This window comes from Bifidobacterium tsurumiense, assembly GCF_000741765.1.
GTDB classification, from domain to species: Bacteria; Actinomycetota; Actinomycetes; order Actinomycetales; family Bifidobacteriaceae; genus Bifidobacterium; species Bifidobacterium tsurumiense.
Map to the genome: position 1 here is coordinate 146,581 of NZ_JGZU01000015.1, position 24,681 is coordinate 171,261.

The following is a 24,681-nucleotide window of genomic DNA, read 5'->3' on the forward strand; positions in this document are numbered from 1 at the left end:
CATGCATCCATCGTCGCCAATCGATACGCCATTACTGTACGTCAATCCACCAGACACAAAGTGGCGCATGTCCACAGGACACGCGCCACATGAAAATCATCACATATCAGACGGCCAGCAATTCCGTTGAAGTGATTCATGAACTAGTCGAGCTGATCGAACAGAATATTCAATCCCTCACCCATTGTCGGATGTGCAATCGGCAGGAATCGCAGCTGCTGATACGTCATTCCGGAAGCGATGGCCACCTGCAAAGCGGTGATGACCTCGCCGGATTCCGGTCCGACCAGAGTTGCTCCCAAGATCTTGCCGGTGGAAGCTTCCACGATTGCCTTCCACATGCCGTGCTGAATGCGCATGGTCTTGGCACGAGGAATGGCATTTGCCGGGATCTTGGCGACCTTGATGTCCAGTCCTTGAGCGCGAGCTTCATCCTCAGATAGGCCGATACGGGCCAACTCCGGCATGGTGAAGACGGTGTATGGAATCAGGCGCCCCGCCTTGGAAGTGCATTCGCTGTTTTCACCGTTGAATTGAGCGCGGATGATGCGGAAATCATGCCAGGATGCATGCGTAAACATAGGGGTGCCTGCGCTATCGCCAGCAGCCCACACATCGGGTGCTGAAGTGCGCATCTGATCATCGACAACGATCATGCCGCGATCATCCAGATCGATGCCCGCTTTGTCCAAGCCGATGCCGTCAGTATTCGGCACACGGCCGGCAGCGACCAGAACTGCGGATGCGGAAACAGTGCTTCCATCGCTGAGCTCAATGCTTACGGAGTCCGACGCTTCTCCGGTCTTACCTGAAACGGATACCGCTCGCACGCCGTATTTGATGGTGACGCCGGAATCAAGAAGTCCGGCCTCGACTTGCTGTGCGATATCGGCATCCTCGCGCGGCAGGACATGCTCACCGGAAGCGATAAGTGTGACCTTGGAACCGAACTCAGCCATCGTCTGCGAGAATTCAACGCCAATATAACCTCCGCCGATAATGGCAAGCGACTCAGGGATTGTCTCAAGACGCAGAATGTCTTCCGAAGTCCATGCTCCCGCTTCTTTGAGACCTGGGATAGAAGGCATGGACGGACGGGCGCCAAGATTGACCAGCACCTTGTCGCCGGTGATTTCACGCACTCCACCGTCATTCAGGGTGACTTCGATGGTCTTGGGACCGGTGAATTTCGCTTCCCCTCGAATGAAGTCAAGGCCAGGAGCCGCGAACATCTTCTCGTGAGCGGCCACCATGCCACCCACGACGCCTTCTTTGTGTGCACGCAGGGCATTCAGATTGATCTTTGCCCCTTCAGTGCCTTCCACACCGAATGTGGCGTCACTACGCGTATCAGCCATTCGACGGGCAGAGGCAACCAATGACTTGGTTGGAATGCATGCCACGTTGATGCATGTGCCGCCAACATATTGGCGCTCAACCATGGCGACTTTCCAGCCTTTTTTGGCCTGTGCCATAGCTAAGGACTTTCCTGCCTTGCCTCCACCAACAACGAGCAAATCTACTTGTTCCATGCCAGTCCTTTCGTTATCCACGATGACGATGCCGCGCCGACGGCAACCAATCTCAAGTGTATGGTTTTTTGATGCTTTCGACATCGTTCGCCAAATGAGAAACGCCGCACTGCAATCTCTGCATGGGTCGCATCTTGGTCTTCTTCGTCGCCGTCGGCGTGTTAGTGCGGTCAGCAGCACCTTGATTCAAACCTTTTCTCCCATCCTCGTTCGTTAATCCGTACTTGGCCATGAATAGTATGTGTGTTCAGCGCATCACCAATGCGCCCGGACGAGGGAGCCGTACCCGGAAGACGACAAGACGGCCTCTAAGGAATATCATGACCCTGTCCATAACCCCTGTGTCCGTTGATCGCGTTGAAGAATTGCAAGCCATCAGCATTGCTACATTCACAGATACCTTCGCAAAAGACAATACCGCCGAGGACCTGGCACAATATCTTGCCGAAGCATATTCCATTGAGCGGTTGGAACAGGAACTGAACAATCCGGACTCAGAGTTCTATTTTGTCACTGTGGACGAACAGATCGTCGGATATCTCAAACTCAATCTTGGCTCTGCCCAACACGAGGAGGTCGGGGCCGAAGCAATGGAGATTGAGCGTATATATATTGCGCCCAGTCATAAACGTCTAGGCCTCGGAAGCCTGCTGATCACATTTGCCATGGTTCGTGCACGTCAGGCTCAGCTCACCAGCGTCTGGCTCGGTGTTTGGGAACACAATGATGCGGCACGCAGATTTTACGAGCGCATGGGCTTCAAGACTGTTGGCTCGCATGTCTTCATGCTCGGATCGGATGAACAGACCGACTTGCTTATGCAGCATATGTTGTAAGGCAAATATCGAAACCCGACCGAATCACAATACTCATATAGCTGTTGAATCCAAGTACCAATCGCTTGGCGTACACTCTTACAGCCATTTCTCAGCTTGTCTGCACAAGCAACCTTTCATACGGCGTGTCTCATTGTCATATTTGATACGAGACATGCAAAACGTTTTCATTAATTACCAAGTGTTAACCGCGTTAATTTGCCTAAATCCCCAAATGTGATATTGTTCACATTCAGGTGTGAAGTGCTTCAGTTACTGAAATGCTTCATGCTTCCAGTTATACATGCTGGAATAACAGGGATGCATATCAGCACAATGTAAACGTTTGCAATTTTGTCATGTAAATATCTCAAATGAGAAGTTGCAATTGTGCACATCGCAGCCCTGATCTGCTTCATTAAATATCTGCGCGCCTATTTGCAGGTATGTCCGCATGCGGTAAAAACACGGTTGGTTCTTTTCTGCGTGCATAAACGTCGTCATGGACGATGGCCGTTATTAAAGATTGATTGGTATATAGCATCATGTCTCATAGAAGAAGAATGTCATCAACGCATGTGTTTTCGACGATATCAATATTTATCTCCCTGATATCGTTCACTTTCCTGCCATCCGTGGCACAGGCCGAAACCGCAGCAGACGATAATGGTATCGGCACAGACCAAGCCACACAGCTTCTGGCTGATTACAACGAATGGAATGTTGTCACTTTTGGTGACGCAGATCTCAAGGCCGAATCCGAAGGCGCCGTAGCAGTAGGAGGGACCCTGACCTTTAATGGCACCAACACGACACTGCATTCAGGAAACGATGCCGATGGCGTGAGCTTGCTTGCCCAGAATTTGGATCTCCCCCACTCCGACGGTACTCTTCAAGCGATGAACGGAGCTATCCGTATCGGCAATACCAGCAATGTCGATGCCTTGAACAAAGACAGCAACGGCGCAAGCGTGCAGGTCAAGGTGGTGAAGAAGGGCGCTTCTTATGATTCAAATCCCAGCATTTATGGCGCCAATGATCGAGATGCCGATGCGGTTTCTTCCCCTGATCTATTTGCCAAACTATTCAAGCAAAACAAAGCCATTACTTTGGCCAATTCCATCGACAAAGCTGCTGATGATGAAGCTTTAGGCGTGGCTGCCTCGGTTGAAATCTCAGGCAATAACGCCACCATCCGACTGACCAAGGGTCGTTGCAATTACTGGAATGTCTCCAGCGCGCAACTTGCTGAGCTTGATGAAATTAAATTCGAGGGCGATACTCCAAGCGCCGACACTGAAACATATTTGATCGTCAGCATTGACGGGGAGCATGTGGTCTTCGATACCAGACTGTGCGGCAATCGTGATCCTGGCGCCATGCTCTGGGTGGCATCCGATGCCACATCCGTTGATCAAACCGGCGACAGCCTTGACGGATCGGTTCTCGCCCCTCAGGCCCATCTGAATAAAACCAATGCCAATATCCAAGGCACTATTGTTGTTGCAAGCGGCAAATTCGCTGGCTCAGAACAGCATCACTTCCCCTTCCGCATGCCCTCTCCCCGACTTCCCGAAAACCCTGCCCCTGAGGAGCCCACAACCCCTGAGGATCCATCCAAGCCAGATAAGCCGACTACCCCCGAAGAGCCAACAACTCCAGAGGAACCAAACAAACCAGAAGAGCCAGAAACTCCGACTGCTCCGGATCAGCCGAGCCCAGAGGAACCTGACGCGCCTGATAACCCAACACCAAATGAGCCGGAAACACCAGATTCCCCAACGCCTGACACTCCAAAGACTCCCGAACCTGAGGAACCCACTAATCCGGAGGCTCCTCAGCCAATTGAACCTAAGACACCAAAACGAGTCAAGAAGTTGGCTAGCACAGGTGCCAACACTGCAATAACAGCAGCGCTATTCGCTTGTCTTGCTGCAGCAGGTATCGCTGGACTGCTTGCGAGGGCTAAGGCACATTTGCAGTAGATCGAAACCTAGATTCCCTTTCAACCTCACAAAACGTAATCCCGTCACTTAATTTCGGTGGCGGGATTACGTGTAGCTCAATGGTTATAGAAAAAATCTAATAAGCATGGTCTCTTCTGAGACTCATAAATAGTCACTTCTGACAAACATGACCACAAGAATGCATCGGGTTCGCAACAATATGCCAAATGCAAGCTGCAAATATCTGAGCGTTTTCCGGCAGCATCAGAGTCATTCATAACTGTCCTCTGCATTCGCGGCATCGAGCACTATTGTCAACGATCCAAAGGCAAACGCAATGAGTTGAGGGCGTCACCCCTTATGGAGTGACGCCCTCAACTTTGTTCAGTCAAGCACCGGAGAATTCCGAGCTATTCGATTCAGCGCCGACCTTCGTCGCTGGAACGCTTGCGGCGAGCGATTCCGAGCAGTGCACCGATGGATGCGAGTGCTGCGGAGATCCAACCCCAACCGGTGTTTGCACCGGTCTTGGCCAGAGCGCTTGCAGCGCTGCTCTTGGCATGCTTCGGGCTAGTGCTCTTGCCGTCGAGAGCGTTCTTGACTGCTTCGAGCTTGGCGAGCGCTGCATCGACGTCGGCCTGAGTGGCGTTCGGATCGTTGAGCACTGCATTGGCTTCTGCCAGAGCCTTGTCGTAGGCATCCTTCGCAGCCTGCGAAGCGTTCTTGTAGGCATCGGAGTTCTTCACGGTATTGGCATTGTCAACACCGGTCTGGAGGTTACCCTTATCGGTTGCTGCACCGGTCACGGCCTGAGCAGCATTCTTCAGGTTCTTCAGAGCCTCATCAACCTGAGCCTGAGTGGCATTCTCATCGGCAAGCACAGCCTTGGCTGCATCCAGAGCCGCTTGGTAAGCGTCCTTCTGAGCCTGGGTTGCGTTTGCGTAACCGGTGGAAGCCTTGACATCGGATTCCTTGCCCACCTCAGTGGTCAGAGCACCCTTGTCGGTTACCGCACCAGCCACAGCATTTGCAGCATCCTGAAGGTTCTTCAGAGCCTCATCCACAGTTGCCTGCGATGCGTTCTCATCAGCCAGAGCGGCCTTGGCAGCTTCCAGAGCCTTGTCATAGGCATCCTTCACAGCCTGGGAAGCGTTGGCGTAACCCACGGAGTTCTTAACCGTATCTTCCTTAGCGGCTTCTGCGGTCAGGGCGTCCTTGTTGGTAGTTGCGGCATTCACTGCAGTGGCAGCATCCTGAAGGTTCTTCAGAGCCTCATTCACTTCAGCCTGAGATGCCTTCGGATCAGCGAGCACAGCGTTTGCAGCGTCAAGAGCCTTCTGGTATGCGTCCTTCACTTCCTGAGCAGAGTTGGCGTAACCAGCGGAGTTCTTAACGGACTCTTCCTTGCCAGCCTCAGCAGTCAGGGCATCCTTATTGGTTGCCGCGCCGTTCAGTGCGCCAGTCGCCGCATCCAAAGCTTCCTTAGCTGCATTGACTTCAGCCTGGCTTGCAGATGCGCTATTGAAGACATTCTCAGCAGCTGCGAGCGCATCGTCGAATGCCTTCTTGGCATCGTCAGAAGCGTTGCGGTATGCATCCGAATCCTGCTTGGTGTTTGCATCGGAGATTGAGGCCTCCAAAGCGGACTTGTCAGTTGCCATACCGCTCAAGTTGCTCAAAGCACCTTCGAGAGCCTTCTCCACAGCGTCAACTTCTGCCTGCGTTGCATTCGGATCGTTGGAGACGCGCTGTGCATCTTCAAGAGCCTTGTCATAGGCAGCCTTAGCTTCGTCAGTACCGTTCTGGTAGCTCATCGAATCCTTGGTCGCACCCGAGTTCGCGATGGAGTTGTTCAGAGCGGTCTTGTCGGTATCCTTACCATCGAGTACGTTCTTCGCATTCTCCAAAGCAGTCTTGGCTGCATCAACCTCAGCCTGAGTGGCATCAGGGTTGCTATTCACTTCCTCAGCTGCTGCGAGTGCATCGTCAAGAGCCTTCTTCGCATCGTCAGAAGCGTTCTTGTATGCATCCGTACCCTTTGCGGTGTTGGCATCGGTGATCGCGGTCTGCAGGTCACCCTTGGTGGTGTGTTGTCCATCAAGTGCGGACTGAGCTGCTTCGAGATTCTTCTTGGCAGTGTCGACCTGCTCTTGGGTGGCGTTCAGATCGCTATTCACAGCTTCAGCTGCGGCCAACGCATCATCAAGAGCCTTCTTTGCATCTTCGGAAGCGTTCTTGTATGCATCCGTGTTCTTAGCAGTGTTGGCATCAGCAATCGTCTCAATGAGATCGTTGAAATGCGTTTCCGCACCGTTCAGCGCTTCTTCTGCAGCGATCAGCTGATTCTTTGCTGCGTCAACTTCAGCCTGAGTTGCATTCGGGTCGCTTTGCATGGCCTTTGCCTTCTCAAGAGCCTCGTCATACTTCTGCTTGGAGGAATCTGTTGCGTTGGCGTACTTGGAATCGTTCTTTACAGTGGATTCCTTGGCAATCTCCTCTTCCAAGGTGCCCTTGTCGGTGGCGCCACCATCGAGAGCTGCAGTGGCCTCCTGAAGATTCTTCAGGGCCTCAGCAACCTCAGCCTGGGTTGCGTCATCGTCGTGCATGACTTCCTTAGCAGCCGCAAGAGCCTGATCGTAAGCTGCCTTGGTGGCTTCCGTTCCGTTCTTGTAACCGTCAGAGTTCTTTACGGAGTTCTCCTTGCCGATCTCTGCATTCAGCTCGGACTTATCAGTTGCCGTGCCATCGAGAGCGTTCTTGGCGTCCTCCAAGGCCTCCTTGGCCGCATTGACTTCGTCCTGAGTTGCATTCGGGTTGCTGTTCACTTCCTCGGCCGCGGCGAGAGCATCATCCAATGCCTTCTTCGCATCATCAGAAGCATTGATGTATGCGTCTGTGTTCTTGGCATCGTTAGCTTCGCTGATAGCAGTTTCCAGTTCGCCCTTATCGGTGTTCTGACCGGTGATTGCGTTGGCTGCATCCTGCAGATTCTTCAGAGCTTCATTAACTTGAGCCTGGGTGGCGTTGTCATCGGCCAACACCTCATTGGCCTTGTCCAAAGCATCCTGATAAGCCTGCTTCTGCTCATCGGAAGCATTCAGGTAACCGGTGGAGGACTCGACGGAATCCTTCTTGTCAGCCTCAGCTTGCAAAGCGGTCTTATCGGTGGTCACACCGTTGACGGTCTGCTCAGCGTTCTTGAGGTCTTCAAGAGCCTTGTCAACATCAGCCTTGGTTGCCTTGTCGTTAGCAATTACGTCCTTAGCGGCCTGAAGAGCATCATCATATGCCTTCTTCTGCTCATCGGAAGCATTCGCATAACCAGCAGAACCCTTAACGGTGTCCTCCTTGGCAGCTTCAGCAATCAATTCAGTCTTGTCAGTGTTCTGATCGGTGATCGCCTTGGCGGCATCCTGAAGCTTCTGCAGCGCGTCATTCACCTCAGCCTGGGTGGCTGAATCGTCAGCAAGCACATCTTGGGCAGCCTTCAAGGCATCCTGATAGGTCTGCTTCTGCTCATCGGAGGCATTCTGGTAACCGGTAGAACCAGTTACGTCAGATTCCTTGTTCACTTCAGCCTGCAAATCAACCCTATCGGTGGTAGCACCGGTAATGGCTTGCTCAGCAGCCTTCAGCTTATCCAGAGCATCATTCACTTCAGTCTGAGTAGCATTCTCATCTTCCAAAACAGCCTTAGCATCCGTCAAAGCAGTCTCATATGCCTGCTTCTGCTCGTCGGTCGCATTCTGGTAGCCAGTGGAAGCCTTCACATCGTCTTCCTTGGCAGCCTCAGCAGTAAGAGCTGTCTTATCCGTGTCCTTAGCAGCGATCGCGTTAGCGGCATCCTGCAAGTTCTTCAGAGCCTGATCGACTTCAGACTGGGTGGCATTCTCGTTGTCCAGCACAGTGTTGGCTGCATCCAGAGCGGACTGGTATGCATCCTTAGTGGTCTGATCAGCATTAGTCCAACCGGTCGAACCCCTTACGGAGTCTTCCTTAGCAGCCTCAGCAGTCAAAGCATCCTTATTAGTGGTGGTGCCAGTGATTGCGTTGGAAGCTGTCTGGAGATTCTTCAGAGCCTCGTCAACCTCAGCCTGGGTAGCACCATCCTTTGTAAGAACTTCGTTTGCTGCAGTGAGAGCATCCTCATAGGCCTGCTTCTGCTCGTCGGAAGCGTTCTGGTAGCCAGTGGAAGCCTTCACGTCTTCTTCCTTGGCGACCTCAGACTCAAGCTTCGACTTGTCTGCAGTAGCATTTGTCACTGCATCAGAAGCAGTCTTCAAATTCTCGAGAGCTTCTTCAACCTGTGACTGAGTAGCATTGTCATCTTCCAGCACCTTGTTGGCTGCATCGAGAGCATCCTGATAAGCCTGCTTCTGAGCGTCAGTAGCATTCTGGTAACCAGTGGAAGCCTTAACATCAGCTTCCTTATCTACCTCAGCCTGGAGCTCGGTCTTATCAGTTGCGTTTGCTTCGATAGCTGCGATTGCACTGTCGAGAGCTTCCCGAGCGGCATCCACCTCAGCCTGAGCTGCATCAGTCTTATTGAAGACCTCGTTTGCCTTCGCCAAAGCATCAGTCAGAGCCTGCTTCTGCTCATCCGTGGCATTCTCATACTCAGCGGAATCCTGAACAGTACCAGCATTGGAAATGGAAGTCTCCAGCTTGGACTTATCGGTATTCTCAGCGGCGATAGCTTAGCGGCATCCTGAAGCTTCTACAGCGCGTCATTCACCTCAGCCTGGGTGGCTGAATCGTCAGCAAGCACATCTTGGGCAGCCTTCAAGGCATCCTGATAGGTCTGCTTCTGCTCATCGGAGGCATTCTGGTAACCGGTAGAACCAGTTACGTCAGATTCCTTGTTCACTTCAGCCTGCAAATCAACCCTATCGGTGGTAGCACCGGCAATAGCCTGCTCAGCAGTCTTAAGGTCTTCAATAGCCTTGTCTACTTCTGCCTGAGTTGCATTTGGATCTTTCAGAACGGTGTCAGCTGCTGCGAGAGCATTGTCGTATGCAGTCTTCTGCTCATCCGTTGCATTCTCATAGCCGGTAGAAGACTTCACAGTATCTGAGTTATCCACATGGTTCTGGAGCTCAGTTTTATCCGTGTCCTTAGCAGCAATAGCATTTGCAGCATCCTGCAAATTCTTGAGAGCTTCGTTAACCTGATCCTGAGTTGCATCAGGATTGGTGAGTACAGTGTTGGCTGCGTCAAGAGCATTGTTGTATGCAGTCTTCTCATTGTCGGATGCATTAGCCCAACCAGTCAAAGCCTTGACGTCAGCATCCTTGTCGACCTGTGCCTGCAGAGCAGTTGTATCCACTGCAGCAGTGACCGTTACCTTAGCTGTTGAAGAATCAGTAGAACCATCGGAATAGGTAACGGTTACAGGGATGGAGTAAGCCTGGTTTGCCACATCTGCGCCTGGAGCTGCAGTGATAACACCGGTGCTTGTATCGATGGTTGCCCAGGATGGAGCGTCGTCACCAAGAGCGTAGCTTACGCCAGAAGGTGCTGTGGTGGATGCACCCTTGCTGTCGGTGAAGGTTGATGTAACTGTAGTGGACTTACCAGCTTCTACAGAGGTATCCGCATATGCCGGAACATAAGAATCAGCTTCCTTGCGAAGCTCTGCAACGGTCTTCGAAGCAGTGTCATCGATAAAGTTCTTCGTTGCCAAAACGGTAACCGTAGAACCTTATCGGAGAGCAAGGATTCGTAAGCAGAAAGATCAACCGTGAAGTTGCCATCTGCATCTGTCTTGGTCTGATACTTAGTAGTGGTATCGCGCCAGTATGGACCCTGCTCACCAGTCAGTTGCTGCGCAGAACCACCAGTTGGGGTGATGGTGACGCTGATCCACACGTCTTCATTGTTTCCATCGGCTACGGCGACCTTACCGGTCAGCACATTGTCTGCAGACAGGCTGAGCTGATCGTCAACGATATCTACAGTCTCACCTGCGCGGGTGAAAGTAAGGGTGTCCTGAATCTTGCCCACGATGTTGCTGCGGATGGCTGTTTCTGCAACTTCGGTAGTGGATTCAAGATCATTCGTGCTGCTAGAAGCGGTACCAGTGTTGTTGTAAGTAATTACAAGGTTGTTGATTGGCTCCGATTCAGTACCGTCGGAGAAAATCTGCTTGGAGTTGGTGACGTTTACCTTACCGCTGCTGACAAGCTTGTCGCTGTTGCTGGCATTGGTATTACCACTCAAATCGAGCTTGAAGAGAGTTGGCTGGTCCACATTCACAGAACCAGAAGCCACGTTCAGCGCAGTCAATGCACCCGTACCATCAGAAGTAATGGTGAAGGTGGAGTATGGGTTTGCATTTACCGTAGCGCCGGAAACAGCCATCAAATTGCCCGCATAGCTACCTGCGTTTGTAGCAGTCAAAGCAAAAGTAGCGTTCTCATTGATATTTACGGTACCGCCACCCATTTGCACTACGTTGACGCTTGGCGTGCCATTGGTATTCACCAGCAACTTGCCGTTTTTCAGCGACGTCAATCGCAGCGTTGTTTCCGGTCATGTAGATACCACCGGACATGGATCTGTTGCCTGATTCATTGGCAAGATCCACTGTCAAAGTTGCACCTTCGGCCACACTCAAACTCGAAGAATCGAGCACGATACCATAGTTAGTACCATTTTTGGAAGCTTCCGTGGAAATAGTGGTCTTACGAGGCTTAAGCGTAACGTTTGCGCCTTCTTCAACGGTCACGCCTGTACCGCCAGAAGCAATCTGCAAAACATTTCCACTGACAGAAGTCAGAGTTACATTGCTGCCTGCTTTAAATGTGGCGCTCTTACCTTCGATAACCTGCTGATTACCGTTACCCTGGGTAGAGTAAGACTTGCCGGATACAGGGTTGCTATAGGTCGCTACGGAATTGGAAGCGACATTTCCATAGAAGTTCACGGCACCATCATCGAAATTAACCAACTGAGAGCCGGTGTAGGTCACATTTTCGTAGTTATAAGTTGTGGCACCCTGGATTGCGCCGTACCACTGCTGACCATACAGATCGAGGTTCTTGAAGGCAACAGTATAACCAGAACCCAAAGTAAATGAATAACCACTGAAATCAACAGAGTATGCGGTGCCATCAGCGGATTGAATGGTGATATCGCGCCTATAGGCATTTCCGAGAGTTACACGAATATTAGAGCTACCCTTGTCATGCAAATCGATATTACCGGCGATGTTGATGATATTTGCCGTAGAAACGGTGATTGCGTTATAGAGTTCGTCTGCAGTGCTTACGGTAACCGGGTGCCCGTTGCCGCAGGCGCGGTTGCAGCTGCAACTGCCGAAGAGGCAACGCTTCCGGTGTTCGTCTCTTCTGCGAATGCAACGCCGCCGGTGTTCAGCAGCAGTGCGATTGTTGCAGTGGAAGCGAAAGCCAGAAGGGCATTGCGCTTGACCGCCTTTGGTTTGCCATTCTTGGCTGACTTGCCGCTCTCTGGCAGCGAGTTCTTGATTGTTGACATGCATGCTCCTTACAGATCATGTTTTTCGTCGTGATTTCTCTCGAATTATTAAATACACACCGCGGATCGATATTCTCCCACAACATCTTGTGCCGCATCTAGATTGACGACGCTAGCATGAGGCCATCGATACAAACTCGCCGAAAATGTGTTTTTTCCCAATAGGGAAATCATCATATATGATGTTTTTCTGGTTTTATGGAATATTCCTGCAACTCAGTCGGCAGTAAGAATCGTTTGATATTTCAGCAAAAACACACACATCGATCACTTGACAGACTCGCAGAAAACGTCAAGGAAAGTGTTGTCGTTTCAACCCCGCGAAGTGATTCACGTCACAGCTTCAAAACCCTGTGATGAATCTCTCACACCAAGTATTTTGTGATGAATAACACGTATTTTTCACTGTCATAAGGCTTGGCGAACATTAACTTGTGTTAGCAAAATCTATATGAAATATTCGAAAGCAATTATCAGCATATTCCATGACTTGAAACCCGAGCGCAATCCGAAATTCACTGATCCGCTTTGAGCTCAATGGACTGAAATCCGTATTGATCGCAATCACTTATCTTCGCCCCATGCCCCCCCCCCGACTCACAGGAACACTTCCGCAATTCCGCGCCTGCATCGGGGTACGGTTGCACATTCTTGCAGCGGAATGCCATGCGCGACGCTATATCCCTCACAAGAAGAAGGCTGCCTTCATATCGAAGACCGCCTTAACTGCAATGTACTCGCTTGCATCAGCCATGCGTCACCAATGCATGCACTTACCGCTTGAGCAAAGACTCCATAGGCGCGAAATCACTCATTGCATCGACCGGCGCCTTGCGAGGGAAGCTTTCAATGAACCGAGCAAACTCCTTACCCGCCCTATTGATACGACTCACCAGAGGCGACGCAGTATCCGTCGCATCACCATCCGGAACCGATGCACCGAAGTCCTCGCTCGCGGCAAATACCGCAAGTGTGGTCGGCAATGCCTTGAGATACGCAAACAACGGGCGCATTGCCAATTCAGTCACCAAGGAATGACGCACGCTCCCAGCCGTCGCCCCCATCACAACCGGCAGATCTCTCATCGTATTTTCAGGCAAGATATCGAAGAAGGACTTAAACAGGCCTGAATACGAGGATTGAAATACCGGTGTGACGACAATGGCTCCATCCGCTTCACGCAAGGCATCGATTATCTCTTGCAAGGCATTGCTTATGGGACCTCCAACGCTTGCCAAAGCAATATCATTCACCAATGGGCGCAATGCGTATACCGAAACCGAAGCGATACGCGAGTCCTTTTCCAAAGCACTGCGTGTTGCACCAATGATGCGATCAGTCAACATACTGGAAGTCGAAGGTGTTGACACACCAGCATGAATGGCAACGATTTTTGCAACACGTCCCATTTGGGTATGGTCATACGCATCTTCAAACTCACCGTACTCTCCTGCAAACGGCGTATCCCTTTTGTCTTCCATGTCACCACCTTTATATTGACCCGAATCTGATTCATCAGAGGCATGGGGCAACGCACCGCTGAGCGAAGCATCACTTGCATCATGAGCGCTTGGACCGTCTAAACCTGGTTCGTTGTTATGCGCAACGGCTCCTCGGACCACAGTTCCATCTTCAATTTCGTACTTAGACACATCATTCATCATTGTGCCCTCCTTCCTGTCAGAGGATCGTAATCATCAGCCAGAGCAAATGGCTCTTCTGCAGGAGGTTCTGCACCGGTTATCATCGCCAGGTGTCTTGGATGCATCGGCGCATCCGGCACATTCGCAGGACGCTCCTTATCCAACTCTGCACGCAGCACAGGAACGACTCGAGTCCCCAGCAATTCAATTTGATGCATAACCTCTGCATGGGAAAGACCTCCCATATCCAAAACAAAAGCCTGTCGTTGGTAGTCACCGATAATGTCGCGATACTTCACATATTTTTCGACGACTTGGTCCGGAGTTCCTACGGCAAGCGGCGTGTATTGGATCATTTCATCCATTGAGGCGCCTTGATACACATAGGTATTGCGGAAAATCGGCTCATATTTGCGCCTTGCCCCCGCCTCTGTATCAGCCATGAAAATCTGACCGCCCAATCCGACAATGGCTTCTTCGGCAGGACCATGACCGTAATACTCATAGCGGGAGCGATATAGATCCGTCATCTTCTTGACATGATCAACAGGCCAGAAAATATTGTTATGGAAGAAACCATCGCCATAATATGCTGTCTGTTCCGCGATTTGAGGGCTGCGAATCGACGCATGCCACACAAATGGTGCGACGCCGTCAAGCGGTCGAGGCATTGACGTGAAGTCGGTCAGTGGGGTGCGGAATTCACCCCCCCAATCGACATTCGTCTCAGCCCAGAGGCGTCTCAGCAGATCATAATTCTCCACTGCCAACTGGATACCCTTGCGAATATCCTTGCCGAACCACGGATAGACCGGCCCGGTATTGCCTCTACCCATCATGAGATCGAGGCGTCCATCGGCAATATGCTGCAGATACGCATAATCCTCAGCCAAACGAACAGGATCGTTAGTGGTTATCAGCGTTGTCGCAGTGGACAGCAGCAACGTCGAAGTCTTTGCCGCAATGTTCGCCAACAAAGTCGTAGGACTTGAAGGAGCGAACGGTGGATTGTGATGCTCGCCCGTGGCAAAGAAATCAAGACCGGCTTGTTCTGCGGCAACAGCCATTTCCACAGTGTTCTTGATGCGCTGATGCTCGCTTGGCGGCTTGCCCGTTGCGGGATCGACAGTGATATCACCAACGGTGAAAATGCCGAAATGCATATGACGACGCGGCGATGTCACTGCTTTTGCTTCAGTCGAATTCCGCTCTTGTGCGGATGAATTCTTGGATATGTCGAAGTGGGGCAGGTTCATGATTGTTCCTTCCTCAAAAGTTAAATGTCATTGTTTGAGTCAATCCAAAGCCACCATGAATAATTCCACAGAAACGCCGTCAGGCCGTATGAGGTTGCTCACATTTTGTTAGTACCGAAAAGCAGATCATAATCGTCATGCTTTTCCATCCCTCAGGGAGGCTTAAATATATGGAAGTCGCATCAGATGTCAGGCAGACCTTGCTCCCACAACATCAATGACGGCTCACACACCAGCATTGCTCACTGCGAATACTTCGTAATGAGCAATTGCATTCCGACAAATTCCGCTTATGGCTGGATACCCCTGCTTTGCATACTATTGTCATATGTAGGATTGGCACAATATGACCATCCGTGGATGTTGCCTGTTTGACGGCCTACATGCCGCAATGTCGCATGAGGTTACGCTGGTTGGAATGATTATATGAGGGAAGCGAATAATGATTGAATTCTCGTCAGTATCAGAAACGTATCCCTCAGGGCAGGTTGCCGTACGCGACTTCTCTCTCATCATCCCTTCTCATTCGATTACCACGATTGTAGGCTCTTCCGGCTCAGGTAAAACCACTCTGCTCAGAATGATCAACCGCATGGTGACACCGAGCAGCGGCCAAGTGCTTATCGATGACGAGGATGTCGCCACAGTAGACCCCATTCAATTACGCCGGCGAATCGGATACGTCTTGCAAGAGGGCGGACTGCTTCCCCACCGCACCATAATCGACAATGTGACCACGGTTCTGAGACTGCAGAAGGTCGGCAAACGCGAGGCCCGCGAACGCGGCATGGAAATGATGAAAATAGTCGGGCTTGATACCTCGCTTGCCACTCGTTACCCGAGTGAGCTTTCCGGAGGCCAGGTTCAGCGCGCAGGCGTTGCACGCGCATTAGTGACCCGCCCAAACATCATGCTTATGGATGAGCCTTTCGGTGCAGTCGACCCGATTGTCCGCCGCGAACTTCAGGACGAGTTGCTGCGCATCCACACTGAATTGGGAACCACGATTGTTTTCATTACGCATGATATCGATGAGGCCTTGCGACTGGGCGAACAGATCGTCATCATGTCTCAGGGCGGTGTCGTGGAACAAATCGGCACCCCGGAAGAGATTCTCACCAAGCCTGCCAACGAATTCGTTGCCAAATTCATAGGAATCAACGAGGATCGCACCAGCATAACCACTGCCCAAGTGGGAGATAAGGTCATCGCATATGATTCTCTTGGCAGACCGCTTGGGGTGTTGCGATGACTTGGTTGATGAATAACTGGGCGACTGCTTTGGAGCTCGGCGCAGCGCATCTTCTGCTTGCGCTGCCGGCAATAGCATTGAGTGTGCTCATAGCTCTGCCTATTGGCCGATTCGCCAACCGCCATCCGCGTTTTGGCAGCCCATTGCTTTCGGTCACAACGCTGTTATACGCGATTCCGTCATTGCCACTGCTCATTATGATTCCGAGTTTCTTTGGCACGCCATTGCGCTCACCGGCAACGATGATTATTGCGCTTACCGTATATGGCGTCGCATTAATGGTTCGAACGAGCGTCGATGCATTCAATTCCATTCCGCAAACCACATTAAGCGCAGCAACTGCAATCGGATTCTCTCGTAGCTCACTGCTCTGGCAAGTTGAACTTCCACTGGCCATTCCGGTCATTATTTCCGGCGTTCGCGTGGTTGCAGTGTCCACAATAGGTTTGGTGACGATAGGTTCGCTTATCGGCATCCAAAGTCTTGGGTCATTGCTTACCGATGGCTTCCAAAGAGGAATCGTTGCCGAAGTTGCCACCGGAGCAATAGCCACAGTCGCCCTTGCTCTCATGGTGGACGCTCTGCTCAATCTGATTGGGCGAATGCTTACTCCATGGACCCGCGCATCACAACAAACTGACCAGATGAAGTTGGAGGGAGACATCCAATGACCCTCATCAACAGTGCATGGCAGTGGTTCATCAATCCAGCCAATTGGTCGGGAAGCGGATCAATACCTCTTCGTATTGGCCAGCATTTTCTTGTCAGCCTCGTTGCAGTCCTTATTGCGGCAATAATCGCGATTCCTACAGGCGTGGCGATAGGTCACACGGGCCGTGGGAAATCCGTTATCGCAGGAATCACCGGAGCAATGCGAGCCATACCGACACTGGGCTTGCTGACCCTGTTCGGTTTATTGATCGGAATAGGCATTGGAGCACCGCTCCTTGCTCTTATCGTGCTTGCGATCCCCTCACTGCTTGCAGGGGCATATTCGGGTGTCGAATCTGTTGATACAACCAGCATCCAAGCGGCTCGAGCAATCGGTTTCACGACTTGGGGCATTGTTTCGCGAGTTGAATTGCCTTTGGCGAGTCCTTTGATTGTGGGAGGAATACGATCCGCAGTATTGCAGGTGATCGCCACGTCAACCCTTGCAGCATATACAGCGGATATGGGTCTTGGACGATATATTTTCGCAGGACTCAAGACGCGCGATTATGGACAGATGCTTGGCGGTGCGATTTTGGTCACCGTAATGGCTCTGCTTGCAGAAATACTTTTCGCATGGCTGCAACGCTATGCCGATAACCAGGCTCATCCTCGCTCTGAATAACCAGACTCAAATACTCATCACAGGGATCGGAGAAATATGAAGATCAAAAAAGGGATTACCGCAGCCCTAGCTGCCATAGCAGCACTGGCATTGGCAGCTTGCGGCAGCAGCTCTTCATTTGACGGTAGTTCAAGCGCCAGCGGGCAGAGCGGTTCAGATTCACAGACCATAGTCGTTGGTTCGCAAGACTACTATTCCAATGAAATAATCGCTGAAATATATGCCCAGGCACTTGAACAAAATGGCGCGAAAATCGACCGTCAAATGCGCATCGGTCAGCGTGAGGTCTATTTGCCGGAAATCGAATCGGGAAATATCGATTTATTCCCAGATTATACGGGCCCGCTGCTCAAGTATTGGGATGACCAAACCACAGCGACCACATCGGATGATGTGTATAACCAACTCAAGAGTGTTGTTCCTGACGGATTGCGCGTGCTCGATCAGGCTCCTGCAACTGATCAGGATTCATATGTTGTCACCAAGGAATTCGCCGAGAAATGGGGACTCAAGAGCATCGCTGATTTGGCTAAGGTGACTGATCCTCTGGTAATGGGCGCAAATTCAGAGGCAGAGAATCGTCCGAATGGGCCAAAGGGTTTGAAAGCAACTTACGGCATCGACGCATCTTTCACCCCAATTGAGGATTCCGGTGGTCCGCTTACAGTCAAGGCCCTGAAAGATAACAGCATCCAAATCGCCATTATTTACAGTGCCGATCCCTCAATCGCAGCCAATGATTTGGTATCTCTGGAAGATACAAAGGGCTTATTCCTCTCCTCGCATGTGGTACCACTCGTATCCAAGAAAATCACCGACGAAAATGCCGCTGTCATCAATAAGGTCAGCGCTGCACTCACCACGGATGAATTGATTGCTTTGAATGCACGAAGCGTGAATGATCAGCTTTCCGCAGCAACCATTGCCAAGGATTGGCTGGCATCCAAGAATCTTTGATTATTGGCTCGCTGTGATTAGCCACCTTAGCTAACCACAGCGGCAATAGAAAGACCGGATTCCCACATGGTCGGGAATTCCGGTCTTTCTATTACGAGCCCGCTTATGCAGCTTTGAGATCATCAAGAACCCATTGCGGTTCAGAACTCATCGGCAAGGTATCCGGATCCAATGGGGCATCCGGCTGACCCGGCACATCATGCTCAAGCGCGGCAAACAGAGGCGCCAAATCGCTCTGAGACTCACCCTTCACAGCGACCAGTTCCAGCGTTGTCGATGCCGCTTCAGGAATATCGATGGCATCAATCAGCACTCGCGCTATGTCTTCTCGCGCAACCACACCATCCTCGGGGGTTCCTGAGCGGCGCTTATCTCCTTGAAGGAATTGCAATTTGCGTTCGTCATCTTCGTTATAGTCAAACCAGCCTGGTCGCACAATAACATGTGGATGGCCTGACATACGAACCAAGCGCTCAGCACGACGCTTGTAATCATGCCCCTCACTACGCCGGTTGAACTCGCCCTCATGCACCGTGACGCCAAGTGCCGTCATCAAAGAAATGAAGACTTCCGGTCGGTTTTGTACTGCATCAAGAGCGGCTTTGACGAAGCCATATTCCACTTCACGTGCCTGTCCAGGTTCACCATGCGTCCCGTGTGTAAACACTATTGCATCTACACCATCCGTCGCTTTGGCGAGAATTTCAGGATCGCTTGGACTGCCATGGAAGAGCTCGACCTCTGCAGGCAAAACCTTGCTTGCACGCTCGAGATCACGCACAATCGCTCTTGTCCGGTAGCCCTTCTCGACAAGTTGACGAACGACGTGCACACCAATGGAACCGGTTGCACCGATAGAGAGAACGGTTTTTGTGTTAGCCATGATACTTCCTTTATTTTGTTTATTGAGACTTTGCAACAAGTGCGACAACAATTACACGGACGATTCTCGTCCTTTCATATTCACTTTGCGCACCAAGCATCTTGCCTGATTCATTGAATGGCTGAGATGTGGCAGCCATTCACTGCGCAAACGATATTTCTTCGGCAATTGAGTCCGGATTAGGTTGTTTATAAGTACTTTTCTGCGGTTTTCCAATGAACGCCAATGCAACTATGGCAGCGACCAACAATGCGAACGCCGCAACCGCTTGGCCAATTTGGGCACGACCAACTATGGCATTAACGCTTTGTGATGAACCCATAACAGCCACAGCGAGCGCAGAATATGCGCCAACGCCCAAGGTTCCACCAATCTGATGGAAGGAATTTACGATACCGGATGCGGCGCCAGCCTCTGAAGGCGAAGTATCGGCAATACCAGCGCTATTGAGAGGGCCCCAGCAAATTCCTTGACCGACTCCTAGCAGCGCCATTGGGATGCCAATTGATAGCCAGTATCCGTAACCGGTGGCAACAAAAGCAAGCCATCCCATTCCGATAACCATCACTGCAACTCCTGCGAAGACAAGAATACGTTCGCTCACACCGCGACGGATCAGACTAGGAATGCCCAAAGCCACAAAGAACTGCGTAACCGACAGCGGGAGGAATCCGAGACCCGCTTCCAATGCGGACATGCCGAGTACCTCTTGCATGACCTGAGTGGTGAAGAAGAAAAAGCTGAATGTTGCGCCCACAAGCAGGAATCGTGTCACCACAGCGCCTGATCGCGTTGGAGAACGGAAGAGCTTCAATGGCATAAGAGGTTGCGGCACACGATTCTCATGTGCGACAAATACGCCAATGAGCAACAATCCGACAACGAATGAGCCGCTCACAAGAGGATTGGAGATGCCAAATTCAGGACTCATAACCACTGCGAACAGTATTCCGCCAACCCCAAGCACAGACAGCACGGCACCTAGAACGTCGAGCTGCCCAGAACGGGTGCGAGAGACGGGCAATACCGATCGAGCCATAAAATACAAGGCAATACCGATAGGAACATTGATAAAGAAGCCTACCCTCCACGACCACAACGATGTGAATACGCCACCGAGTACCATACCTGCCGCAGCACCGATTCCTGCGACAATTCCATACGCACTTGTTGCACGTACGCGAGGTTCGCCTTCAGGGAAATATTCTGTGATCAAAGCCAGTGTCGTAGGGGCAAGAATGGCTGCGCCGGCACCTTGTACAATTCGTGCGGCAATAAGCCATGCAGCATTCGGCGAAAGTCCGATTGCCAAAGACGCCAAGGTAAAAAGCGCAATACCGGCATTCAGCACGCGTCGGCGACCGAAAATATCACCCGCTCTTGCACCCAAGAGCAAGAAGGAGCCAAATATCAAAGTGTAGGAATTCTGCACCCAAGACAAGTGAAGTGCCGTGAGCCCCAATTCCGCACCGATCGCAGGCAGGCCCGTCACCACGATTGCGGTGTCCAAGAGGATAATCAAATATCCGATAAGAACTATTGCTAAGACCATGAAATTGATTATTCAATCAAATCGCATACCGTAACAGTGACCGTTATTACAGGTACTGGGAGTACCTGTTTCAGCATTTGCGAAGGACCCAACATTGGCTATCTTTGTTGTCATGGATAGGCAAAGCTTGGAATTGAATAACGACATAAAAGAATTCCTCACTTCGAGACGCAATCGAATCACACCTGACAAGGTGGGCCTTCCCACATATGGGGAACGCCGTCGGGTCAAGGGATTGCGACGCGAAGAGGTAGCAATGCTTGCAGGAGTCAGCGTTGACTACTACACACGCCTTGAGCGAGGACATATCAAAGGCGCCTCAACCGAAGTGCTGCAAGCGGTTGCCAAGGCGCTTCAACTTGATGAAGCTGAGACCTCACACCTTTTCGATCTGGCACATGCAAGTGCCTCAACTCCGGTCAATCGCCGTAGAGCTGCTCGAGCAGGCATGAAAGACCCAGTGGTTCGCGAGGAGTTAAGGCGCATCATTGACGCCATGGGAGATATTCCCGCCTTCATTCGCACGGATCGCCGCGATCTGTTGTATGCCAATCAAATGGGTCGCGCCGTCTTTTCACCGTTATACGAGTCCAGAGTTTCACCAGGTCTGAGCGGTCAGGCAAATACGGTAAATGTTGCACGATTCATGTTCCTTGACCCAGCAGCGCATGAATTCTTCCCCCATTGGGACGATTCGGCAGCCGATCTTGTTGCCTCATTGCGAGGAGTTGCTGGCAAGAATCCCTTTGACACGGTATTTTCCAACCTTCTTGGAGAATTGCTGGCATGCAGCGAAGACTTTGCGCAACTTTGGGCGGCTCATGACGTTCGTCTTCATCGGGCAGGACACAAGGTGATCGTTCATCCAGTCGTCGGTGAACTGTCATTGGATTTTGAAACCCTCGAATTACCAGCAGACGAAGGCCTTGCAATGATTACATATTCTGCAGCGCCGAATACGCCAACTTATGAGCGACTCAGTATGCTCGCAAGTTGGATGGCAGATCCGCATACAGACGAAACACAGGCTGAACTCCCTAACTCATCCGATATTTCTGCCTGAAATGCAGAGTACAAGGGTTATGTATGACGCTGCCTGGCAGTGATTACCGTAAAACTCGAAGCATGTCAGACTGGATGCTGTTGATCAAAAGCGGGCACACAGGGGTGCGCCCTTTTGACTTGTTGTAGTTCGTACTGTAAGTAGCACTTCCCGTAAGCAGTTCTTCCTTAGAAATACTTATGCTGCAAAAACTAGAAACACATGAACAAGCGCTCGGGAATACTATGGACCACGCCTCCATTCTTTGAATCTGAATCCCTTCAGTCCAACACATGGAGCATAGCTCACATCACCCGAGCGCCTGTTGGCATAATCGGAAAACCTCTGCAAGTCTGCGCCAGACAACTATGACCGATTCGAGTCACATTCAATCAGACACAGACTGACTTCAGAGCTAACTCAGACCTCAAGCAAGACCTTGATTTCCTTGCGTTCGTCCATGGCCTTGTATCCTTCAGCGGCTTCTTCAAGAGGAATACGGGCAGTGAATACCTTGCCCGGATGAATCTCGCCGTTATCGATGCGCTTGATCAGATCAGGCAGGAATCGACGAACAGGAGCAGGACCGCCGAGCATATGCACCTCGCGGAAGAAGAGGTTCTGGCCATCGATCTTCTGGTCGTGGGAGACGCCGACAAATCCGACATATCCGCCAGGACGGCAAGACGCGAGCGCCTGATCCATGGACTGCTGAGTGCCGACCGCTTCGCAGACGCCGTGAGCGCCCAAACCATTGGTCAATTCCTTGACCTTGGCTGCACCCTCTTCGCCGCGCTCTGCAATCACCACATCGGCGCCGAATTCACGCGCAAGAGCCGCGCGATCCTCGTGACGCGAGAAAGCAATAACCTTCTCAGAGCCAAGAGCCTTTGCAGCCAAGATAGCGGACAGACCGACTGCACCATCGCCGACGACGGCAATAGTCTTGCCCGGGCCGGCTTCAGCAGCCACTGCGGCAAACCAACCGGTGCCCAAAACATCGGAAGCCGCCAGATAATCAGCGATACGATCCGGATCATCAGGCTTGCCGCCAGGAACAACGACCAAGGTGCCATCTGCTTCTTCGATCCGCATATATTCCGCTTGGCTTCCGGTGTAGGTTCCGGCGTTGGCGCAGCGAGACGGGAATCCTGCCTGGCAAATCTCGCATGTGTTGTCGGAGACCATGAAGGAACCGATAACGAAATCGCCCACCTTCAGTGTCTTCACATCGTCGCCGATCTCGACAACGGTTCCAACATATTCGTGGCCCATGAACTGGTGATCCACCGGTTGCAAGCCGCGATATGGCCACAAATCCGACCCGCAGATACAGGCGGCTGCCAGCTTGATAACTGCGTCACCCGATTTCACGACATGTGGCACATCGATCTCCTGGACTTCTACATCGCCGGGGGCGATCATCACCACTGCCTTCATTTTCTCTGGAATTGTCATATCTTCCTGAGCCATTTGATTCTCCATTCTTGGTTTTGCAAATTATCGAAGTGATAGAAACGTCTTTGTCAAACCCTATTTTATGTCGGACAGGATCCGCACATAGGCAGACACATAGTCTTCGAGGCGTTGTTGTTCAATGCCGGTTGTTCCATACATGACAAATGGATCCAGCCATGTGGTGCCGATGAAATTCGAGGTCTGATGCAAAGGTGCGAACAGTTGCTCCGCAGTGTAACCAGAATCCCCTTGATAGGCCTCTTCACCAGCACCGAAACCAGCTGCGATGAGCAGCTCTTTGCCGTGCAGCGCGGTTCCCTGTGAGCCGTACGCCCAGCCATATGCCAAGACATCGTCAAACCACTTCTTCAACAGCGGCGGCACTGAATACCAGTACACAGGGAATTGCAGAACGATGCGATCAACCTGCTCCAGAGCCTCTTGCTCGGCTTTCACATCGATATTGAAATCCGGATACTTTGCATACATGCCGATCACATCAAGTTCGGGATTTTTCCGCGCTTCTTGAGCTAAGGCCTTATTGACCGTCGAAGACTGCAGATCCGGGTGAAATACGAGTACTCTCGTACGCATACTCAGTCATCCTTTCCTTTAAAGCTCTTGTTTTGAACACTACAAGTTCAAGTCGGCTTTAAGTCAAATGAGATAATGAGTTTTAAAGCTATCCGCATAATCACGACACAAGCAGCCGATACGACTCATATTCACCAATATCCGCAACAGCGCAAGGACTGCGAACAATGAAGATAGAAGAATTCGGAAAAGATAACGACAGCATTATCGTGATGCTTCACGGCGCCAATTTCGTTCATACCTTTGGCAGACAATATTCACTTGCCGCGGATTTTCACCTCATCATTCCCCATATCATGGGTTTCGGCGGTGAAGCTGAAAGAGTATTTGATACTGAAACGTGCATCACTGAGTTGGCTGAATATATCAGCTGACTTGGCGAAAAAGTCTTGCTCGTCGGTTTTTCATTAGGCGCTCAACTTGCTTTCAAACTCGTTTCGGAATATCCCGATTTGTTTTACGCCGCAGTAATCGTGAGTCCTTGGCTCATTAAATCCGAGTCTGAATTATCAGAAGTGATGAAGATCAATGAACAACAGCTCGCATCACTTCAGAAAAGCTGGCTATGCAATATCGTCGGGATGATGAACGGAATGCCCAGGGGGCACAGAAAAGAATTCGTCGAACAAATGCAGAAAGTCAGCATCCAAACCATTCGCAATTCAGTGGATAACGGCATTACCTTCGAAAGCGAACCCGGATTCACTGATGTTGCAATTCCCGTCGTGGCTTTGGCAGGCGCCCGAGAACAACAATCAATGATCGACAGTGTTCAAAAGATGGCTGAGATCAACCCGCATTGCCGATATGAAATATGGGAGAAAGCCGCCCACAACATCCCACCCGTATTTGCGAAGGATTTCAATGCGCTGATTACACGTATGACGCGATAAATCGTTGGGTCTAGTATTCTTTGTC

The 24,681-nt window shown here is 51.2% G+C and carries 21 protein-coding genes and 1 riboswitch; of the genes, 9 read left to right on the top strand and 12 right to left on the bottom strand.

Going from position 1 to position 24,681, the window contains the following annotated elements:
• Positions 1-143: 143 nt before the first annotated feature.
• Positions 144-1,532: a dihydrolipoyl dehydrogenase family protein gene (locus BITS_RS06555; RefSeq protein ID WP_034533462.1), complete on the bottom strand. Its 1,389-nt coding sequence runs from the start codon at positions 1,530-1,532 to the stop codon at positions 144-146.
• A 246-nt stretch (positions 1,533-1,778) separates the two neighbouring features.
• Positions 1,779-1,843, top strand: a riboswitch (guanidine-III (ykkC-III) riboswitch).
• Positions 1,844-1,852: 9 nt separating this feature from the next.
• On the opposite strand from BITS_RS06555, the gene BITS_RS06560 reads away from it, so the two are divergent.
• Positions 1,853-2,368 (top strand): GNAT family N-acetyltransferase, encoded by a 516-nt coding sequence (locus tag BITS_RS06560; protein WP_202961126.1) that lies wholly within the window; start codon positions 1,853-1,855, stop codon positions 2,366-2,368.
• A gap of 614 nt (positions 2,369-2,982) precedes the next feature.
• Positions 2,983-4,332: a collagen-binding domain-containing protein gene (locus tag BITS_RS06565; RefSeq protein ID WP_160249600.1), complete on the top strand. Its 1,350-nt coding sequence runs from the start codon at positions 2,983-2,985 to the stop codon at positions 4,330-4,332.
• Positions 4,333-4,712: 380 nt separating this feature from the next.
• Here the strand turns inward: BITS_RS06565 and BITS_RS06570 are convergent, their stop codons facing one another.
• From BITS_RS06570 to BITS_RS06600, 7 genes are all read right to left on the bottom strand, one after another.
• The gene (locus BITS_RS06570; RefSeq protein WP_326830986.1) at positions 4,713-8,987 is read right to left on the bottom strand and encodes a hypothetical protein; all 4,275 of its coding nucleotides are present in this window, start codon (positions 8,985-8,987) and stop codon (positions 4,713-4,715) included.
• Positions 8,988-9,010: 23 nt separating this feature from the next.
• Positions 9,011-9,976, bottom strand: a complete 966-nt coding sequence (locus tag BITS_RS06575) for a Rib/alpha-like domain-containing protein (RefSeq protein WP_044259622.1) — start codon at positions 9,974-9,976, stop codon at positions 9,011-9,013.
• The gene (locus BITS_RS06580; protein ID WP_156097485.1) at positions 9,874-10,806 is read right to left on the bottom strand and encodes a hypothetical protein; all 933 of its coding nucleotides are present in this window, start codon (positions 10,804-10,806) and stop codon (positions 9,874-9,876) included. The genes BITS_RS06575 and BITS_RS06580 overlap by 103 nt, the downstream gene beginning before the upstream one ends.
• Positions 10,709-11,650 (bottom strand): pectate lyase-like adhesive domain-containing protein, encoded by a 942-nt coding sequence (locus BITS_RS06585; protein ID WP_338010655.1) that lies wholly within the window; start codon positions 11,648-11,650, stop codon positions 10,709-10,711. Before BITS_RS06585 ends, BITS_RS06580 begins: the two co-directional genes overlap by 98 nt.
• Entirely contained in the window at positions 11,560-11,790 is a 231-nt protein-coding gene (locus tag BITS_RS09245) for a hypothetical protein (protein WP_026641615.1), read from the bottom strand. Before BITS_RS09245 ends, BITS_RS06585 begins: the two co-directional genes overlap by 91 nt.
• Before the next feature lie 773 nt (positions 11,791-12,563).
• Entirely contained in the window at positions 12,564-13,454 is an 891-nt protein-coding gene (locus BITS_RS06595; protein ID WP_051264298.1) for a CE1759 family FMN reductase, read from the bottom strand.
• Positions 13,451-14,689, bottom strand: coding sequence for a CE1758 family FMN-dependent luciferase-like monooxygenase (locus BITS_RS06600; protein WP_238556561.1), 1,239 nt, complete (start codon positions 14,687-14,689; stop codon positions 13,451-13,453). The genes BITS_RS06595 and BITS_RS06600 overlap by 4 nt, the downstream gene beginning before the upstream one ends.
• Positions 14,690-15,131: 442 nt before the next feature.
• Here BITS_RS06600 and BITS_RS06605 point away from each other — a divergent pair, with 442 nt between their 5' ends.
• The 4 genes from BITS_RS06605 to BITS_RS06620 are packed head-to-tail and all read left to right on the top strand — an operon-like array spanning position 15,132 to position 18,234.
• A complete protein-coding gene (locus BITS_RS06605; protein ID WP_026641617.1) occupies positions 15,132-15,941 on the top strand; it encodes an ABC transporter ATP-binding protein in 810 nt (269 codons plus the stop codon).
• Complete coding sequence (locus BITS_RS09310) at positions 15,938-16,612, top strand: ABC transporter permease (protein ID WP_044259626.1); 675 nt, start codon at positions 15,938-15,940, stop codon at positions 16,610-16,612. Before BITS_RS06605 ends, BITS_RS09310 begins: the two co-directional genes overlap by 4 nt.
• Positions 16,609-17,277 (top strand): ABC transporter permease, encoded by a 669-nt coding sequence (locus BITS_RS06615; protein WP_026641618.1) that lies wholly within the window; start codon positions 16,609-16,611, stop codon positions 17,275-17,277. Before BITS_RS09310 ends, BITS_RS06615 begins: the two co-directional genes overlap by 4 nt.
• Before the next feature lie 36 nt (positions 17,278-17,313).
• Entirely contained in the window at positions 17,314-18,234 is a 921-nt protein-coding gene (locus tag BITS_RS06620; protein WP_034533463.1) for an ABC transporter substrate-binding protein, read from the top strand.
• 103 nt (positions 18,235-18,337) lie between these two features.
• Here BITS_RS06620 and BITS_RS06625 read toward each other — a convergent pair whose 3' ends face one another.
• Complete coding sequence (locus BITS_RS06625) at positions 18,338-19,117, bottom strand: SDR family oxidoreductase (protein WP_026641620.1); 780 nt, start codon at positions 19,115-19,117, stop codon at positions 18,338-18,340.
• 139 nt (positions 19,118-19,256) lie between these two features.
• Positions 19,257-20,669: an MFS transporter gene (locus BITS_RS06630; RefSeq protein ID WP_044259628.1), complete on the bottom strand. Its 1,413-nt coding sequence runs from the start codon at positions 20,667-20,669 to the stop codon at positions 19,257-19,259.
• A 94-nt stretch (positions 20,670-20,763) separates the two neighbouring features.
• Between BITS_RS06630 and BITS_RS06635 the strand changes: the two genes are divergently transcribed.
• Positions 20,764-21,732 carry a helix-turn-helix domain-containing protein gene (locus tag BITS_RS06635; protein ID WP_202961127.1) on the top strand — a complete coding sequence of 323 codons (969 nt, stop codon included), beginning with the start codon at positions 20,764-20,766 and terminating at the stop codon, positions 21,730-21,732.
• Between the two features lie 399 nt (positions 21,733-22,131).
• Here the strand turns inward: BITS_RS06635 and BITS_RS06640 are convergent, their stop codons facing one another.
• Positions 22,132-23,184 carry a zinc-binding dehydrogenase gene (locus BITS_RS06640; RefSeq protein ID WP_238556562.1) on the bottom strand — a complete coding sequence of 351 codons (1,053 nt, stop codon included), beginning with the start codon at positions 23,182-23,184 and terminating at the stop codon, positions 22,132-22,134.
• 60 nt (positions 23,185-23,244) lie between these two features.
• The gene (locus BITS_RS06645) at positions 23,245-23,763 is read right to left on the bottom strand and encodes an NAD(P)H-dependent oxidoreductase (RefSeq protein WP_026641623.1); all 519 of its coding nucleotides are present in this window, start codon (positions 23,761-23,763) and stop codon (positions 23,245-23,247) included.
• A gap of 167 nt (positions 23,764-23,930) precedes the next feature.
• Between BITS_RS06645 and BITS_RS09360 the strand changes: the two genes are divergently transcribed.
• Together BITS_RS09360 and BITS_RS06650 are read left to right on the top strand one after the other, a co-directional pair.
• Positions 23,931-24,137 (top strand): hypothetical protein, encoded by a 207-nt coding sequence (locus BITS_RS09360; RefSeq protein ID WP_202961128.1) that lies wholly within the window; start codon positions 23,931-23,933, stop codon positions 24,135-24,137.
• A gap of 15 nt (positions 24,138-24,152) precedes the next feature.
• On the top strand, positions 24,153-24,656 hold the full coding sequence (locus tag BITS_RS06650) for an alpha/beta fold hydrolase (protein ID WP_202961129.1): 504 nt from the start codon (positions 24,153-24,155) through the stop codon (positions 24,654-24,656).
• The last annotated feature ends 25 nt before the right edge of the window (positions 24,657-24,681 follow it).

Bases quoted from the DNA above. Each gene is read 5' to 3' on its own strand.
- BITS_RS06625 (WP_026641620.1), bottom strand. From the start codon at position 19,117: ATGGCTAACACAAAAACCGTTCTCTCTATCGGTGCAACCGGTTCCATT.
- BITS_RS06560 (WP_202961126.1), top strand. From the start codon at position 1,853: ATGACCCTGTCCATAACCCCTGTGTCCGTTGATCGCGTTGAAGAATTG.
- BITS_RS06630 (WP_044259628.1), bottom strand. From the start codon at position 20,669: ATGGTCTTAGCAATAGTTCTTATCGGATATTTGATTATCCTCTTGGAC.
- BITS_RS06645 (WP_026641623.1), bottom strand. From the start codon at position 23,763: ATGCGTACGAGAGTACTCGTATTTCACCCGGATCTGCAGTCTTCGACG.
- BITS_RS06615 (WP_026641618.1), top strand. From the start codon at position 16,609: ATGACCCTCATCAACAGTGCATGGCAGTGGTTCATCAATCCAGCCAAT.
- BITS_RS06555 (WP_034533462.1), bottom strand. From the start codon at position 1,532: ATGGAACAAGTAGATTTGCTCGTTGTTGGTGGAGGCAAGGCAGGAAAG.
- BITS_RS06600 (WP_238556561.1), bottom strand. From the start codon at position 14,689: ATGAACCTGCCCCACTTCGACATATCCAAGAATTCATCCGCACAAGAG.
- BITS_RS06595 (WP_051264298.1), bottom strand. From the start codon at position 13,454: ATGATGAATGATGTGTCTAAGTACGAAATTGAAGATGGAACTGTGGTC.
- BITS_RS09360 (WP_202961128.1), top strand. From the start codon at position 23,931: ATGAAGATAGAAGAATTCGGAAAAGATAACGACAGCATTATCGTGATG.
- BITS_RS09245 (WP_026641615.1), bottom strand. From the start codon at position 11,790: ATGTCAACAATCAAGAACTCGCTGCCAGAGAGCGGCAAGTCAGCCAAG.
- BITS_RS09310 (WP_044259626.1), top strand. From the start codon at position 15,938: ATGACTTGGTTGATGAATAACTGGGCGACTGCTTTGGAGCTCGGCGCA.
- BITS_RS06620 (WP_034533463.1), top strand. From the start codon at position 17,314: ATGAAGATCAAAAAAGGGATTACCGCAGCCCTAGCTGCCATAGCAGCA.
- BITS_RS06640 (WP_238556562.1), bottom strand. From the start codon at position 23,184: ATGGCTCAGGAAGATATGACAATTCCAGAGAAAATGAAGGCAGTGGTG.
- BITS_RS06605 (WP_026641617.1), top strand. From the start codon at position 15,132: ATGATTGAATTCTCGTCAGTATCAGAAACGTATCCCTCAGGGCAGGTT.